The organism is Bacillus cereus (assembly GCF_025917685.1).
GTDB classification, from domain to species: Bacteria; Bacillota; Bacilli; order Bacillales; family Bacillaceae_G; genus Bacillus_A; species Bacillus_A cereus_AT.
This window is the reverse complement of the sequence record NZ_CP089518.1, coordinates 3,877,031-3,892,645: the sequence shown is the minus strand read 5'-3', so window position 1 is coordinate 3,892,645 and position 15,615 is coordinate 3,877,031. Positions and strand designations below refer to the sequence as shown.

Sequence of the window (15,615 nt, the reverse complement as noted above, 5' to 3'; positions counted from 1 at the left end):
TTAGCATTTTGCTAAGCTTTTTTTGTATATCAATTACAGAGCGTGCCATACTAAATGAAAAAAGGAGACGAGTTATGAGAGGTGTACGGAATATTCTATTGTTGGTTTCTGTTTTATTATGTTTTTCGTTAAACAGCGCATCGGCTAAAAGATATATGATGTCTATTCATACTGCGTCTTCTATACATATGCAGCGGCAACATTTTGGTAAAATGAAAGTGAGTTTTTTAAAAGTTGGACAAGGTGATGCGACACTTATTACATTGCCAAATGGTCAAACGATGTTAATAGATGGAGGTCCTTATGAAGCGGGAGAGGTCATTATTCAAAAACTAATTGAAAAAAGAATTAATCATTTAGATGTAATTGTAAGTACTCATCCTGATATGGACCATATAGGAGGACTTATTCCAATTGTAGAGCAAATGCCAGTTTCCCTCGTATTAGATAGCGGAAAAACATATAGTTCATTTACTTATCATACGTATCGAAATAACATTAAAAAAAGGGGCATTCCTTTCATTCCAGTGAAGGAAGGACAATACATACCGCTAGATCCACATGTTTCTATACAAGTATTGAACAATGGAAAATCGAAAGATGAGAATAACGAGTCTTCAATTGTGTTAAAGATTCGTTATGGTAAAGCGGACTTTTTATTAATGGGTGATGCTGATGTACGGACGGAAAATGAAATATTAGAGCAATTTGATGTACATGCAGATGTATTAAAGGTGGGGCATCATGGCTCATATACTTCAACGAGTGAAACGTTCTTGAAAAAAGTAGATCCACAATTCGCTATTCTTTCGTACGGGAGTAGAAATCCGTATGGGCATCCACACCAAAGTGTAGTGAAACGATTAAAACAGCACGGTATAATGCTATATGGAACAAACAAACGAACAGTAGAAATAGAAACAGATGGTGAACATATTGCAATGTGGTCGAGCGGCTTGATGCCATTACTTAAGTAACTAATTATATAAGAGGTTATTTTCCCTTTTTGGAAAAAATGAATAACATATATTATAATTGAGAGAGAAACAATTAATTTCCTTTTTTGCTGAACAAAGAGGAAATTTCATTAGAATGTATAGACAACTACTCGTGTGTATATTAAGATGGAATTAGGCGAATAAGGTAATAATAACAAGTAGGTATTTCATGGGAAAGGGTCGATGAAAATGAAAACGCAAGTTGTCATCAATGCCAAAATTTATACAGGTCAAGAAGTAGTGGAAAACGGATTTATTCGTTACGCAGAAACAATTAAAGAAATTGGTTTGATGGCTCAATATGTATCACAAGAAAATGAAACTGTTTTAGATGCGGCAGGGAAGATTGTGATTCCAGGTATGATTGATGTTCATATTCATGGTGGATACGATATTGATGCGATGGATGCAAATAGCGATGGATTAGTAACTCTTGGTAAAGAAATGTTAAAAGAAGGAGTTACAACTTACTTCCCAACAACGATGACACAAGCTCCAGAAGCGATTGAAGCAGCGTTAACTGCTGCCAAGGAAGCGAAAGATAAGGGAGCACATTTCGAATATATTCACTTAGAAGGACCATATGTTTCAAAAAAACGTGCGGGTGCACAACCACTTGAACATATTGTTCCTGCAAGTATCGAGCAATTTAAACAATGGCAGGAAGCAAGCGGTAATCTAATTAAATTAGTAACATATGCGCCGGAAGAAGAAGGTGCGTTAGAGTTTGAACAGTATCTTGCTGAAACTGGCGTTGTTGGCACAATGGGACATACAGATGCGATTGATGCACAACTGAAAAATAGAAAAATTACACATGCAACACATTTATACAATCAAATGCGTGGATTACATCACCGTGAACCAGGAGTTGTTGGTCATGTGTTATTAAATCCAGATGTAATGGTTGAAGTAATTACAGATGGTATTCATATTCACCCTGATATGGTGAAATTAGCATATAAATTAAAAGGACCAAAAAAAGTAAGTGTCATTACTGATGCAATGCGTGCAAAAGGTCTTGAAGATGGATTATATGAGCTTGGCGGACAGCCAGTACATGTAAAAGATGGTAGTGCCCGATTAGAAGATGGAACGTTAGCTGGTAGTATTTTGAAAATGGATCAAGCTTTCCGAAATGTAATTGAATTTACAGGATGTTCAATCGAGGATGCAGTACTCATGACATCGGTTAACCAAGCAAAAGAGTTTGGATTAAATAATAAAGGTGCGTTAGCGGTAGGTAAAGATGCAGACTTTGTTGTTATGACTGAAGAATTACATGTATATGATACGGTGCGTTTAGGAATTCATATGAAGGAAGGGAAGTAATTAAATGAATATTCTTGTTGTAAAAACTCCAGAAGAATTAGCAGAAGCAGGTTATAAGTTAATTGAAGGGGTTGTAAAATCAAAAGAAAATCCAACATTAGGAATGGCTACAGGAAGCTCTCCATTAGGTATTTATGCAGAAATGCGAAAAAATAAACTTGATACAAGTCATGCAACCACTGTAAACTTAGATGAGTACGTAAATTTACCACATGAAGATAAAAACAGCTATCACTATTTCATGCAAGAACAGTTGTTTGATCATCTTCCATTTAAACAAACTTATGTACCAAACGGGATGGCAAGTGATTTAGAGGAAGAGTGCAAGCGTTATGAAGGCATTCTAGCAGCTAACCCAGTTGACTTACAGATTCTTGGAATCGGTGAAAACGGTCACATCGGATTTAATGAGCCAGGAACACCATTTAATTCTCCAACTAACATTGTGGAATTAACAGAATCTACACGCCAAGCAAATCTTCGCTTCTTTGAAAATGAAGAAGATGTGCCGACTCATGCGATTACAATGGGAATTGGAAGCATTATGAAAGCGAAACAAATTCTACTTGTTGCTATGGGATCTAAAAAGGCAGAAGCTATTAAAGAATTATTGCAAGGTGAATATAGTGAGGCGTGTCCTGCTACAGTTTTACAACGTCATCCGAATGTAACCGTAATCGCAGATCCAGAAGCTCTATCTTTATGCAGTGAGGCGATTGCTGATGAACATCGACAAGTATTCACCATTTCCGATCTATTATCAGATTCAAGAGTGGGTGAAACAGCTAATTGAGGACGGCGAATGGAAGCCGGGAGATAAAATTCCATCTGAGAATGAACTTTGTGATAAGTTCGAAGTGAGTCGTATGACAATCAGACAGGCAATTAATAACTTAGTGGAACAAGGGTATTTATACCGGAAGCGTGGAATTGGAACGTTCGTCCAACTTCCGAAAGTGGAGCAAAAGTTGCAAGGGATGACGGGATTCACAGAAGATATGATTTCTCGTGGTATGAAACCGAGCAGCCAGTTATTAAGTTTCCGCCTAGTTCCAGCTACTGCTAAAATAGCAGACCGGCTAAGAATACAAGAGGGAGAATCGGTTTATGAGGTGAGGCGTACTCGCTTAGCTGATGACGAACCGATTGCATTTGAGACGACATATTTGTCGCCAACTCTTGTGAAAGATATTAACGAAGAAATATTGCAACAATCTTTATATGAACATTTAGAGAAAAAACTGGGCTTTAAGCTAGTTCGCGCTACTCAGTCAATTGAGGCTTCAATTGCAACGGATAACGAAGCTGAACATCTGCATATTCCTAAAAAGGCGCCTGTACTTGTAATGCGTCAATGGTCTTATTCAGAAGGTGAGTTACCGTTAGAGTATGTGAAATGTATTTATCGTGGTGACCGTTATAAGTTTATTACGAACATCGCACGTAACAAGTAATATATTTCAGTTTGTGAAGTACAGTGAACTTTGATGTTTTCAACATGTAAAGAAATAAAAATACGACTCATCCTTATAAGGAGCGAGTCGTATTTTTATTATGAGCAATCACGTGGTTAACAGCATCCTTGACTGTATCTACTACATAGTGAGCATGCTTTTTTACTGCCTCATCTGCTTGAGACATAGCAAAACTGTGAGGAGTTAAAGAAAACATTGGAATATCATTATAAGAATCCCCTATACAAGCAACTTCCTCTGGTTGTATTTGAAATTCTTTTAATAAAATAGAAATAGCAGAACCTTTACTAATATTTGGTGGCATCACATCTAAACATTGTTCTGCTGAAATGAAAGTACTAACTTTTCCAGTGAATTTTTCGTCAATCTTTTCCTGAAGAACTTGTAAATCCTCTTTCGTTCCACCGACAGAAATTTTATTTGGATAAATGGTATCATCAATTTTTTGTAATAAATTTGGTTCTTCAATAGAAGTCATTGTTATTTGTTTTTCTAACTCATGTATAAAAGGTGTCTTCTCTTCAATGTAGTAATTATGTTCATCGCTTACATAACGGAAGTAAGGATCTTCTTTTGTCATCGCTAATAAATCAGGTAAAATACTAGAGTCGAATGTAGCGGATAGTAGTTGTTTATTATCGTTTGTATACACAAATACACCATTCACACTAATGCGGTGGAAATTTGTATTAACTGCCTTCATCAAATCTGCAATTTCATTATCAAGTCTTCCTGAAGCGAAACAAAGAATTACATTTTGTTCAGCTAAACTGCGTAGGGCCATAACATCCTGTTCGTCGATAAGACCTCCGTGTTGCATCATTGTACCATCGATATCACTTACAAACATTTTAATCATGTTGCTATCTCCTTTCTATGTACAGTTGCTCTTACATTATACGCATCATATATAAACATGTCTAAAAAATGAATTTTTATTAAATGGTAGATGTTTTACATTGACGACAAAGAAGAATATTCTGTAACATAAAAGCAGGCTATTTAAGTACGAGGGTGGTGTTATATGAGTAATTATCTAGAAATTAAAAAAGTTTTAAATAATAATGTCATCATTGCTAGCCATCCTGAACACGAGGAAGTAGTAGTGATCGGTAAAGGAATTGGATTTGGGAAAAAGGCTGAAGATGTGTTGGAGCAAGAACAAATTGAGAAAATGTTTGTTTTAAAAAATGAACGTGATCGAGAACAATACAAACTTTTAGTACCACATGTGAGTGAAAAGCTAATTGAATTGATGAATGATATTATGTTATATATTCAAGAAAAAGCGGAATCTCCATTAAATGAACATATTCATATCGCTTTAACAGATCATATTTCTTTTGCAATTAAAAGGCTGAAACAAGGACTTACAATAGATAATCCTTTTTTAGTTGAAACGAAAATGCTATATCCAGAGGAATATGAAATTGCTGAAGGCGTTGTGCAACTTTTAAATTCTCGTTTGCAAATTACATTGCCAGAAGGGGAAGTTGGCTTTATCGCACTTCACATTTACAGCTCGCTTACAAACTCTGATTTATCTTCTGTTAATCAAAATTCCCGTCTTATTGCACAACTTGTGTCTTTAATTGAGACAAGCTTACAAATTACATTAGACCAAGAAAGCATTCATTATTTACGCCTTATTCGCCATTTACAATATGCTATTGAGCGGGTGAAAAAAGGAGAAAAAGTAGAAGAAGCACAAAGTTTTGCTGATTTATTAAAGTTGGAATATCCAGTTTGTTATAATTTGGCGTGGAAACTAGTCAAAGTAATGCAGAAAGAATTGCAACTCCCTGTATATGAAGCGGAGAGTATTTATTTAACGATGCATTTACAACGATTAGTGAAAGCAGAACATGTGTAAAAAGACATATATTTTTGTCTAAAATGAAAACGTTAAAAAAAATGATTGAATCGCTTACAATAGTTATGTATAATAACTATTGCAAAGTTATACAAAATTCGACAAACACATTAAGGTAAGTAACGAAAACGTTTGCCTTAATTATAGTGAACTTATACGTAATCCTATTTTTGACACGTGTTACTGATTCGATCAGGCATGAGTGGAGAGAAGTTGGGAATGTAAGCTAAATAAAGGGACATACTACCCTTTGTATAGCTATCGTTCTATCTTTTTTTTCCTCATGCCTTTTTGGCGTTTGTCGAAAAGTATCAATATAGATAAGAGAGGAAGGGTTTCCATGTTTAAGAAGATCTTTGGTGTTCTTCAAAAAGTCGGAAAAGCGCTCATGCTTCCAGTAGCGATTTTACCGGCAGCAGGTATTTTACTTGGATTTGGTAATGCATTTCAAAATCCACAGTTAACAAATGTTATTCCTGCTTTAAAAGCAGATTGGTTCGTAATGGTTGCAAAAATTATGGAACAATCGGGTGATATTATTTTCGCTAACCTTGCATTATTATTCGCAGTTGGGGTAGCAATCGGTTTAGCTGGTGGAGACGGAGTAGCTGGTTTAGCAGCATTCGTCGGCTACTTAATTATGAACAAAACGATGAGTGTGTTCTTAGAAGTAGATAAGCTAGTGAAGGTAACAAGTTCTGGAACAGATCCAGTGAAAATTGGATTTGCAGATCCAGCATATGCAAACGTATTAGGAATTCCAACGCTACAAACAGGAGTATTTGGTGGTATTATCGTCGGGATAGTAGCTGCATATTGCTATAATAAATACTTCAACATTGAATTACCATCATACTTAGGTTTCTTTGCAGGTAAGCGTTTCGTACCGATCGCAACTGCAACATTCTCTTTAGTAGTAGGTATTATCATGTGCTTCGTTTGGCCATACATTCAAGGTGGCTTAAATACGTTCTCACATCAAATGATTGATGCAAATAGAACGTTAGCAGCATTTATATTCGGTTTAATCGAACGTTCATTAATTCCATTTGGATTACATCATATTTTCTATTCACCGTTCTGGTTCGAATTCGGTCAGTATACAAATGCAGCTGGCGAATTAATCCGCGGTGACCAAAAAATCTTTATGGCACAGTTAAAAGATGGTGTGGAATTAACAGCAGGTACATTTACAACTGGTAAGTATCCGTTCATGATGTTCGGTCTTCCAGCTGCCGCTTTAGCAATGTACCATGAAGCACGTCCAGAAAATAAAAAATTAGCAGCTGGTATTTTAGGATCTGCTGCATTAACATCTTTCTTAACAGGTATTACAGAACCACTTGAATTTTCATTCTTATTCGTAGCACCAGTATTATTCGGAATTCACGCAGTATTCGCTGGTCTATCATTTATGACAATGCAAATTTTAGGTGTTAAAATTGGTATGACATTCTCTGGTGGTTTAATCGACTTTATCTTATTCGGTGTACTACCAGGCCGTACAGCATGGTGGTGGGTAATTATTGTTGGTCTTGTACTAGCAGTTATTTACTACTTCGGATTCCGCTTTGCAATCCGTAAATGGGATTTAAAAACACCTGGTCGTGAAGTAGCAAATGCGAATGACGGTGCAGGAAAAACAGAAGCAGGTGAACTTCCACGTGAAGTATTAGTAGCACTTGGTGGTAAAGAAAACATCGCTTCTTTAGATGCTTGTATTACTCGTTTACGTGTACAAGTTAACGAACAAAAGAATGTAAATAAAGACCGCTTAAAAGAGCTTGGAGCAGCTGGTGTACTTGAAGTTGGAAATAACATTCAAGCTATTTTTGGACCGAAATCTGACACATTAAAATCACAAATTCATGATATTATGTCAGGTCGTACACCTCATGTTGAAAAAGAAGAGCCTGTAAAAGTGGAAGAAACTCCTCAACAAGTTGATGAAAATGAAACAATCGTTTCACCAATTGAAGGGAAAATCTTACCGATTACAGAAGTACCTGACCAAGTATTCTCAGGGAAAATGATGGGAGATGGATTTGCGATTGAGCCAACAGAAGGAACAGTAGTTTCTCCAGTTAATGGTGAGATTGTAAATGTATTCCCTACAAAACATGCGATTGGTATTCAGTCTGAAGGTGGAAAAGAAATTTTAATCCACTTTGGTATTGATACTGTAAAATTAAATGGTGAAGGCTTTGAAGCGCTTATAGCACAAGGTGATAAAGTGAAGCAAGGACAACCATTATTAAAAGTAGATCTTGCATTTGTAAAAGAAAATGCACCATCTATTATTACACCAATCGTCTTTACGAATTTACAACAAGGGCAACAAGTCGAATTGAAAAAAGATGGAAATGTTAAAAAGGGCGAAAACGCTATTATTGACATTCAATAGGAATTTGACGCAAAATGTTTATAATTATAATAGGCGATGTGGTTGACCGAACATCGCCTATTATATACAATAGATGATGTAGTACTCACGTCTATACAACTAAAAAAATACGTAATTTAAAGGAGATAAATTATCATGGAAAAAATCTTTAAAGTAACTAGCGATTCAGGAATTCATGCTCGTCCAGCAACTCTACTTGTAAACACTGCAAGCAAATTTGGTTCTGACATTAACTTAGAGTATAACGGAAAAAACGTTAACTTAAAATCAATCATGGGTGTTATGTCTTTAGGAATTCAACAAGGCGCGGAAATTAAGATCACTGCAAATGGTGATGATGCAGCTCAAGCACTAGCAGCTATCGAAGAAACTATGAAAAACGAAGGATTAGGAGAATAATGACTCTTAATATCCAAGGGATCGCTGCATCAAGTGGGATTGCTATTGCAAAGGCTTTCAGACTTGAGAATCCTGAATTTAACATTGAAAAGAAATCAATTACGAACGAAGCTGCTGAAATTGCACGCTTAGACGCTGCGCTTGAGAAAGCAAAATCTGAACTAGAAGCTATTAAGGACCACGCTTTTGCTGAGTTAGGTGCTGATAAAGCTGCTATCTTTGAAGCACATTTATTAGTATTAAATGATCCGGAATTAGTAAATCCAGTAAAAGATAAAGTAAATAGCGAAAAAGTAAATGCTGAATTTGCAATGGATGAAGTTGCATCAATGTTTATTTCTATGTTTGAAAACATGGATAACGAATATATGAAAGAACGTGCTGCGGATATTCGCGACGTAACAAAACGCGTTCTTGCACATTTACTAGGAATTAACTTCTCAAATCCTGGTACAATTTCTGAAGAAGTAATCATTATTGCTGAAGATTTAACACCATCTGATACAGCTCAGTTAAACCGTAAGTATGCAAAAGGTTTCACAACTGATATCGGTGGACGTACATCTCACTCTGCAATTATGGCTCGTTCTATGGAAATTCCAGCTGTTGTTGGTACGAAAGTTGTTATGGAGAAAATCCAAAACGGCGATATCGTAATCATTGACGGTTTAGATGGAGAAGTAATTGTAAATCCATCAGAAGAAACTCTTCGTTCGTTTGAAGAAAAGAAAGCGAAATTTGAAGAGCAAAAAGCTGTATGGGCAAAATTAAAAGACCAAGCTACTGTAACAAGCGATGGACATCACGTTGAGCTTGTTGCTAATATCGGAACACCAAATGATGTACAAGGTATTATCGATAATGGCGGAGAAGGCGTTGGTTTATACCGTACAGAATTCTTATACATGGGCCGTGACAATCTTCCAACAGAAGAAGAGCAGTTCGATGCGTATAAAGCAGTTCTTGAAGGTGTAAAAGAAGGTCAACCTGTCGTTGTTCGTACACTTGACATCGGTGGAGATAAAGAGCTTCCATACTTACATTTACCAAAAGAAATGAACCCATTCTTAGGATACCGTGCAATTCGCTTATGTCTTGATGAGCAAGATGTGTTCCGTACACAACTTCGTGCATTACTTCGTGCTAGCGTATACGGTAACTTAAAAATTATGTTCCCAATGATTGCAACTCTTGATGAGTTCCGTCAAGCGAAAGCGATCTTATTAGAAGAGAAAGCAAAACTTGTAGAAGCGGGTACAACTGTTTCTGATTCTATTGAAGTTGGTATGATGGTTGAAATTCCAGCTTCAGCAGTATTAGCAGATCAATTCGCAAAAGAAGTTGATTTCTTCTCTATCGGAACAAACGACTTAATCCAATACACAATGGCTGCGGACCGTATGAACGAACAAGTAGCTTACTTATACCAACCATATAACCCATCTATTTTACGTCTTGTAAAAATGGTTATCGACGCTGCTCATAAAGAGGGCAAATGGGCTGGTATGTGTGGTGAGATGGCGGGAGATTCACTTGCTATCCCATTATTATTAGGATTAGGCTTAGATGAGTTCAGTATGAGTGCAACATCTATCCTTCCTGCAAGAACACAATTAAGCAAATTGTCAAAAGCAGAAATGGAAACATTAGCAGAAAAAGCATTAACAATGTCAACTGCTGAAGAAGTTGTTGAATTAGTTAAAAGCATATAATAAAAAAAAACCTGAGTCGATTTGAAATCGGTCTCAGGTTTTTGCTATGAGAAAAGTAAATCTTATTTTCTTACTATAGAGGATAAGGAACAGAATTAGATAGCGATTGCGATAATATCAGTTGGGCATACACGTAAAATGCCAGTAAAAGTATTTTGATTGTTCTTATCGTCTTTATTGTTGTTATCTTTGTTGTTATTAGCTAAAGCAGAGAAAAGAGCAACACCGTTACAGAATCCTTCAAAAATTACATTGCGGAATGATTGATGGACTCTAATACTTAAAAGAGAAATTTCTGTTCCAACTGAAATAGTAGCAAGTACGTTACATACAGCAGGTCGTTGTGGTCTAACTTCTTCTCTCTCTCTCTCGATGATGACATTCTTTAAAGTTATCACAGCATCCAAATGATCCAAACATAATCCTCATCACCCCCTTCACACTTATAATCTATGTAAGTTCGGTAGTTGGTGACTGGACAGATAATGAAAATTTTTCTAGGGGATTTTCTCATTTTAAATGACTAGGTGGGTATTTAGTATGGAATGATGTTTAAAATAGGGGAAATATCACAAAAAAATGTAAAGACCACCGAAATGAAATAAATTAGGTAGCCTTTACACTTTTTTGCTTTTATATAAAACGATGATATATACAGGAAGAGCTAGGAGTAGTGGTGCAATGGATCGTGCAGTATGTTTTTCTGCTTCTAATTGGAACACTTCTTCTTTTGGGAATTGTAACACTGATATGTTTGCAGCATCGCCAATAAAATATAGCAGTAGTACAGTTACTATGTAACTTAAAAGTGCGATAAAGCTTCCGTATGAACTCAATGAAAATCCCTCTCTTGTTATCTATTTGTTATCATTGTATCACAATTGTAACAAAAACACACGGTTATCTTTCGGTGGTTTAACAAATTTCGACACAAAACGCCATATTTGTTTATGGGGATAGCATGAAAATTACGATTTCTCTACGTATAGATGTCGAATAATACATTGTAATATTACGGATGTGTAACAGAATATAAAAAAACGAAGGTAATGAAATTACCTTCGTTTTTTATTATTTCGCCCATTCACTCACTTGTTCTACGCTCATGCGCGGTGCAGGGTGACCTTTTAAAGTGGATTCACCAATTGTAATAAGCATAATTGGTACGTAACGAGATGAAACATTAAATTCTTCCATTAGTGCTTGTGGGTTGAATCCACCAATAGCGCAAGTATCCCAACCAGTTGCTTTAGCAGCAAGCATAAGTTGCATTGCTGCTAAAGCAGCATTTGAAAAGGCAGCATCTCGTGGGTATTGCTCACGAGTATATGCAGATTCAATGTTTTTAGCTAAGCGCTCTTTTGCTTCTTCTTTCATAAATCCTTGTTCAACAATTGGACCGTAAACAGGTTCAACATTTTTATATGCTTCTAAATCACCTAAAATAGCGACTACGGCAGAAGCATCAAGAATTTGTTGTTGGTTATAAGCAATTGGATGTAATCGTTTTTGTACGTTTTCGCCTTGGAAAACAAGGAATTTCCAGTGTTGCAAGTTCCAAGCAGAAGGTGCTTGTGCAGCGGCTTTTAAAATTTCATGTAATTCTGTAGATGAAATTTCTTTTTCAGGGTTGAATGCACGTGTAGATGTGCGTTCATATAAAACGTTAAAAAAGTCATTGTTTGTCATTATATATCCTCCAAATTACATATCAACTTAATATAAAATAAATGTAATATATTCTACTTACATTTTGTAAGTTATTGAATTTAAGAATATAATAACTTTATTTTAATTGTCAAGTTTTAAGTAACGAGATGGGGCATTCATACAAACGATACAATTCCTATAATCATACACTAAAAAAGGAGTTTCCAGAGTAGATAAGCGAAGATAACATTCTCAATTAGCTTGTTAATATGCATTCCTCACTAATCGGATTTTTTTGAGAACTATTTTTTATAAAATGATTGCGAGGAATTCAGTAGAACAAGATATATGAAGTGAGTGAAGACTAGTGATGAACATACTACATTTTTTATTAGAGAATACTGTTTTCCAAAATGTATTACAAGATCTTCAGTTGAATGTCCTTTATATAGAAGATGGATGTACACATCAACAAACGATAGAAAACGTCCATCCAAAATGTATGTTTATAGCAAATAGTTTTGAAGAAGGAGAAATGTTGTTTCATAGAACTAGACCGCATATTGTAATTATGTATGTAACAGATTTTGCTCAAATAAAATATATAAAGAATATATATAATTCACAGAGCACATTCATTATCATTTGGGATCAACAGATAAACAATGAGTTTGCAGATTTACTACTGTTAGGAATACGTAATATTGTTATAGCACCAGTAACCCCACAAGTAGTACTGGAGGAAGTGAATAAGAGTTTATATCAGCTTTCTTTAGTGCGACAAGTAAGTTTACAACAGGAATTACTTCAAACGATGTTTGATTTTCAAAATGATTTATTATTTATAGTAGAAGATGATGAGATTGTTGATTGTAATACAAATTTTTTAGAGTTTTTCGGATATGATAATTTATTTACCTATCGTGAACAACATTTAGTGTTTGCAGAACATCTTATAAGAGAGACTGGATATTATTCGACGACTCACGATGTAACATGGCTGGATGATACTTTATCAAATGGAAGAAGAATTAAGATGCACAATTATGAAGGGGAAGCTTCTACCTTTTTATTACGTGCGACACCATTACCAGAAGACTTATCGCGATTTATAGTAAAATGCACAGAGATTACAGAATTAGATGAAATCTATCAAGAGCAAGAAAGACTGGCTATGATAGATTCATTGACAGAAATATATAATCGTTTGAAATTCCAGCAAATATTGGAGACAGAGTGGGAGAATGTAATACGTAATGATAAAAAAATAGCACTTATTTTGTTTGATATAGATAACTTTAAATCAGTAAATGACACATATGGTCATGATTTTGGCGATTTAGCATTAGTACAACTTGCAAATCTTATGAAATCTAAATTTGAACATCAACATATATTTGCAAGGTGGGGAGGAGAAGAATTTATAATATTAGTGACAGATACGGTAGAAAAAGAAGCGTTTCAAGTTGCGGAATCGTTACGATTTTTCATTGAAACAAAGCAATTTTCTGGAATTTCGAAATTAACAGCGAGTTTTGGAGTTGCGTTATATGAGCAAGGAATTACTAAAGAGGAATTAATGCAAAGAGCGGATATTGCATTATATGAAGCAAAAAAAAATGGGAAAAATCAAGTATGTATATATAGAAAGGAAAAAATGTGATTTTTCGCAACAAATTGTTGCGATTTTTTTTTATTGCCTGATAATAGAATGTGGGGGACCATTCTTCACGAAGTAATTATGGAGGAACAATATGAAAAAAAAAATAATGATTATGGCTTCATTGTCTGCTGTAGTTTGCGGCGGAGTATACTATTTTCTCTATAGTCCCGATCTAAAGGAACAAGTAGTATTAACAACAAAGGTAACTCCCGCTATTGAGTCAGAGGTACAGGATAATATAGAAGAAGTACAAAAAATCGATTATGCTAGTATATCTCAAAAGTTAGATCAATATTTAGTAGGAAAGCAATTTAATGGGACAGTTTTGGTGACAGATAAAGAGCATGTTATATTGAATAAAGGATATGGATATGCTGATGTTCAAAATAAAATAGAAAATACGCCTCAAACAAAATATCGTATCGGTTCTATTACGAAAACAGTTGTTGCTACATCTGTTTTACAGCTACAAGAACAAGGGAAGTTAAATATCCAAGATAATGTAAATAAATACATTCCTTCATTTCCAGCAGATAAAAACATTACGTTATATCACTTGTTAACGCATACATCTGGTTTACCGGAAAATGGGAAAGGAAAGGTTAATGTAGCTTCACGTATCAATTTAATAAATTGGATTGGAAGTCAAAAGTTGGATTTTCCACCAGGAACAGGTTGGAAGTATACGGATTATAATTATATGGTACTTGCTTATATTATAGAAAACATAACGAAAAAGCCTTTAGGAGATTATATAAAAGAAAATATATTTACAAAGGCAGAGATGCATGAATCAGGTATGGGAAATATGGTGCCTGGAGATAAAAACTTCACGAAGGGTTATGTGAAGAAAGATCAAGAACTTGTACCAGCGCAAAAATTAGGGATGGACTGGTTATATGGCTCTGGTGAGATGTATACGACAGTAGGAGATATGAAGAAATTAGATGAAGCGATTATAAATGGAAAGCTTCTTTCTGAACAAAGTATACAAGCGATGTTTACACCTTCAGCAGAACGGAAGTATGCATTTAGTTTTTATATATATCCGGACTATTTTCATAATCATGGTGTATTATCTGGTTGGAACACTTTCAATAATTTTAATAAAGAAAAAGGGACTTTTGTTATTTTATTTTCAAATGTGAAAAATAGTATGGATGATGATTTTAATAAAGAGTTCCGAAAGATGGTAAATGATTTATTAGAACAAAGGGGATGAGAAAATGGAACGTAAAACTTTATCAATAGGTTTCATCGGTATTGGTGTAATGGGAAAAAGTATGGTACATCATTTAATGCAAGGCGGTCATAAAGTATATGTATATAATAGAACGAAAGCGAAGACAGATTTTTTAGTACAAGATGGTGCAAATTGGTGTGATACACCGAAAGAGTTAGTGAAGCAAGTAGATGTTGTAATGACTATGGTTGGATATCCACATGATGTTGAAGAAGTCTACTTTGGAAGTGAAGGCATTATAGAGAATGCAAATGAAGGCACGATAGCCATTGATTTTACGACATCTACACCAACATTGGCAAAACGTATAAATGAAGTTGGTAAAAGAAAGAATGTATTTACGTTAGATGCCCCTGTATCTGGAGGAGATGTTGGTGCTAAAGAAGCAAGGCTTGCAATTATGGTCGGTGGAGAGAAAGACATATATGATAGATGTTTACCGTTATTTGAAAAACTAGGAACAAATATTCAGTTACAAGGACCAGCTGGGAGTGGACAACATACGAAAATGTGCAATCAAATTGCAATTGCTTCTAACATGATAGGTGTATGTGAAGCGGTGGCATATGCGAAAAAGGCCGGGCTTAATGCAGATAAAGTATTAGAGAGTATTTCGACAGGCGCAGCAGGCAGCTGGTCATTAAGTAATTTAGCTCCTCGAATGTTAAAGGGAGATTTTGAACCTGGTTTTTATGTGAAGCATTTTATGAAAGATATGAAGATTGCTTTAGATGAAGCTGACAAATTACAATTACCAGTACCTGGTTTAACTTTGGCGAAGGAATTGTATGAGGAACTAATCGCAGATGGAGAAGAGAATAGCGGAACACAAGTATTATACAAAAAATACATAAAGGGGTAAATGA

General features: G+C 35.2%; 14 protein-coding genes and 1 pseudogene. 11 read left to right on the top strand and 4 right to left on the bottom strand.

The genetic code is table 11. The features are described 5' to 3' along the window. The first annotated feature begins 74 nt into the window (after window positions 1-74). From LUS72_RS20105 to phnF, 4 genes are all read left to right on the top strand, one after another. Window positions 75-977: a ComEC/Rec2 family competence protein gene (locus LUS72_RS20105; RefSeq protein ID WP_097830816.1), complete on the top strand. Its 903-nt coding sequence runs from the start codon at window positions 75-77 to the stop codon at window positions 975-977. A gap of 210 nt (window positions 978-1,187) precedes the next feature. Beyond that, window positions 1,188-2,330, top strand: coding sequence for an N-acetylglucosamine-6-phosphate deacetylase (gene nagA, locus LUS72_RS20100; protein WP_097831048.1), 1,143 nt, complete (start codon window positions 1,188-1,190; stop codon window positions 2,328-2,330). A 4-nt stretch (window positions 2,331-2,334) separates the two neighbouring features. After that, window positions 2,335-3,123, top strand: coding sequence for a glucosamine-6-phosphate deaminase (nagB, locus tag LUS72_RS20095; protein ID WP_097830817.1), 789 nt, complete (start codon window positions 2,335-2,337; stop codon window positions 3,121-3,123). Then, window positions 3,053-3,784 carry a phosphonate metabolism transcriptional regulator PhnF gene (gene phnF / locus LUS72_RS20090; protein ID WP_071746946.1) on the top strand — a complete coding sequence of 244 codons (732 nt, stop codon included), beginning with the start codon at window positions 3,053-3,055 and terminating at the stop codon, window positions 3,782-3,784. Before nagB ends, phnF begins: the two co-directional genes overlap by 71 nt. A gap of 73 nt (window positions 3,785-3,857) precedes the next feature. Here the strand turns inward: phnF and LUS72_RS20085 are convergent, their stop codons facing one another. After that, on the bottom strand, window positions 3,858-4,664 hold the full coding sequence (locus tag LUS72_RS20085; RefSeq protein ID WP_097830818.1) for an HAD family hydrolase: 807 nt from the start codon (window positions 4,662-4,664) through the stop codon (window positions 3,858-3,860). Window positions 4,665-4,829: 165 nt separating this feature from the next. Between LUS72_RS20085 and glcT the strand changes: the two genes are divergently transcribed. The 4 genes from glcT to ptsP all read left to right on the top strand — a co-directional run bounded on the left by glcT (window position 4,830) and on the right by ptsP (window position 10,193). Continuing rightward, window positions 4,830-5,678, top strand: a complete 849-nt coding sequence (gene glcT, locus LUS72_RS20080; RefSeq protein ID WP_097830819.1) for a glucose PTS transporter transcription antiterminator GlcT — start codon at window positions 4,830-4,832, stop codon at window positions 5,676-5,678. Window positions 5,679-6,018: 340 nt separating this feature from the next. Beyond that, complete coding sequence (gene ptsG, locus LUS72_RS20075) at window positions 6,019-8,082, top strand: PTS glucose transporter subunit IIABC (protein ID WP_264448162.1); 2,064 nt, start codon at window positions 6,019-6,021, stop codon at window positions 8,080-8,082. Between the two features lie 135 nt (window positions 8,083-8,217). Next, entirely contained in the window at window positions 8,218-8,481 is a 264-nt protein-coding gene (ptsH, locus tag LUS72_RS20070; protein ID WP_000411079.1) for a phosphocarrier protein HPr, read from the top strand. After that, entirely contained in the window at window positions 8,481-10,193 is a 1,713-nt protein-coding gene (ptsP, locus tag LUS72_RS20065; RefSeq protein WP_000174202.1) for a phosphoenolpyruvate--protein phosphotransferase, read from the top strand. Before ptsH ends, ptsP begins: the two co-directional genes overlap by 1 nt. A 95-nt stretch (window positions 10,194-10,288) precedes the next feature. On the opposite strand, the pseudogene LUS72_RS20060 reads toward ptsP, so the two are convergent. The 3 genes and pseudogenes from LUS72_RS20060 to LUS72_RS20050 form a co-directional block, all read right to left on the bottom strand. After that, a pseudogene (locus LUS72_RS20060) lies at window positions 10,289-10,613 on the bottom strand (DUF3915 family protein). A 197-nt stretch (window positions 10,614-10,810) separates the two neighbouring features. Further along, window positions 10,811-11,029 carry a hypothetical protein gene (locus LUS72_RS20055; RefSeq protein ID WP_071746940.1) on the bottom strand — a complete coding sequence of 73 codons (219 nt, stop codon included), beginning with the start codon at window positions 11,027-11,029 and terminating at the stop codon, window positions 10,811-10,813. A 235-nt stretch (window positions 11,030-11,264) separates the two neighbouring features. Then, the gene (locus tag LUS72_RS20050; RefSeq protein ID WP_071746939.1) at window positions 11,265-11,882 is read right to left on the bottom strand and encodes a nitroreductase family protein; all 618 of its coding nucleotides are present in this window, start codon (window positions 11,880-11,882) and stop codon (window positions 11,265-11,267) included. 331 nt (window positions 11,883-12,213) lie between these two features. Between LUS72_RS20050 and LUS72_RS20045 the strand changes: the two genes are divergently transcribed. The 3 genes from LUS72_RS20045 (at window position 12,214) to LUS72_RS20035 (ending at window position 15,611) form a co-directional block, all read left to right on the top strand. Beyond that, window positions 12,214-13,506, top strand: coding sequence for a GGDEF domain-containing protein (locus LUS72_RS20045; protein ID WP_141533246.1), 1,293 nt, complete (start codon window positions 12,214-12,216; stop codon window positions 13,504-13,506). Between the two features lie 91 nt (window positions 13,507-13,597). Beyond that, the gene (locus tag LUS72_RS20040; RefSeq protein ID WP_128853534.1) at window positions 13,598-14,728 is read left to right on the top strand and encodes a serine hydrolase domain-containing protein; all 1,131 of its coding nucleotides are present in this window, start codon (window positions 13,598-13,600) and stop codon (window positions 14,726-14,728) included. Window positions 14,729-14,732: 4 nt separating this feature from the next. Further along, window positions 14,733-15,611, top strand: a complete 879-nt coding sequence (locus LUS72_RS20035; RefSeq protein ID WP_097830822.1) for an NAD(P)-dependent oxidoreductase — start codon at window positions 14,733-14,735, stop codon at window positions 15,609-15,611. Window positions 15,612-15,615: the final 4 nt, after the last annotated feature.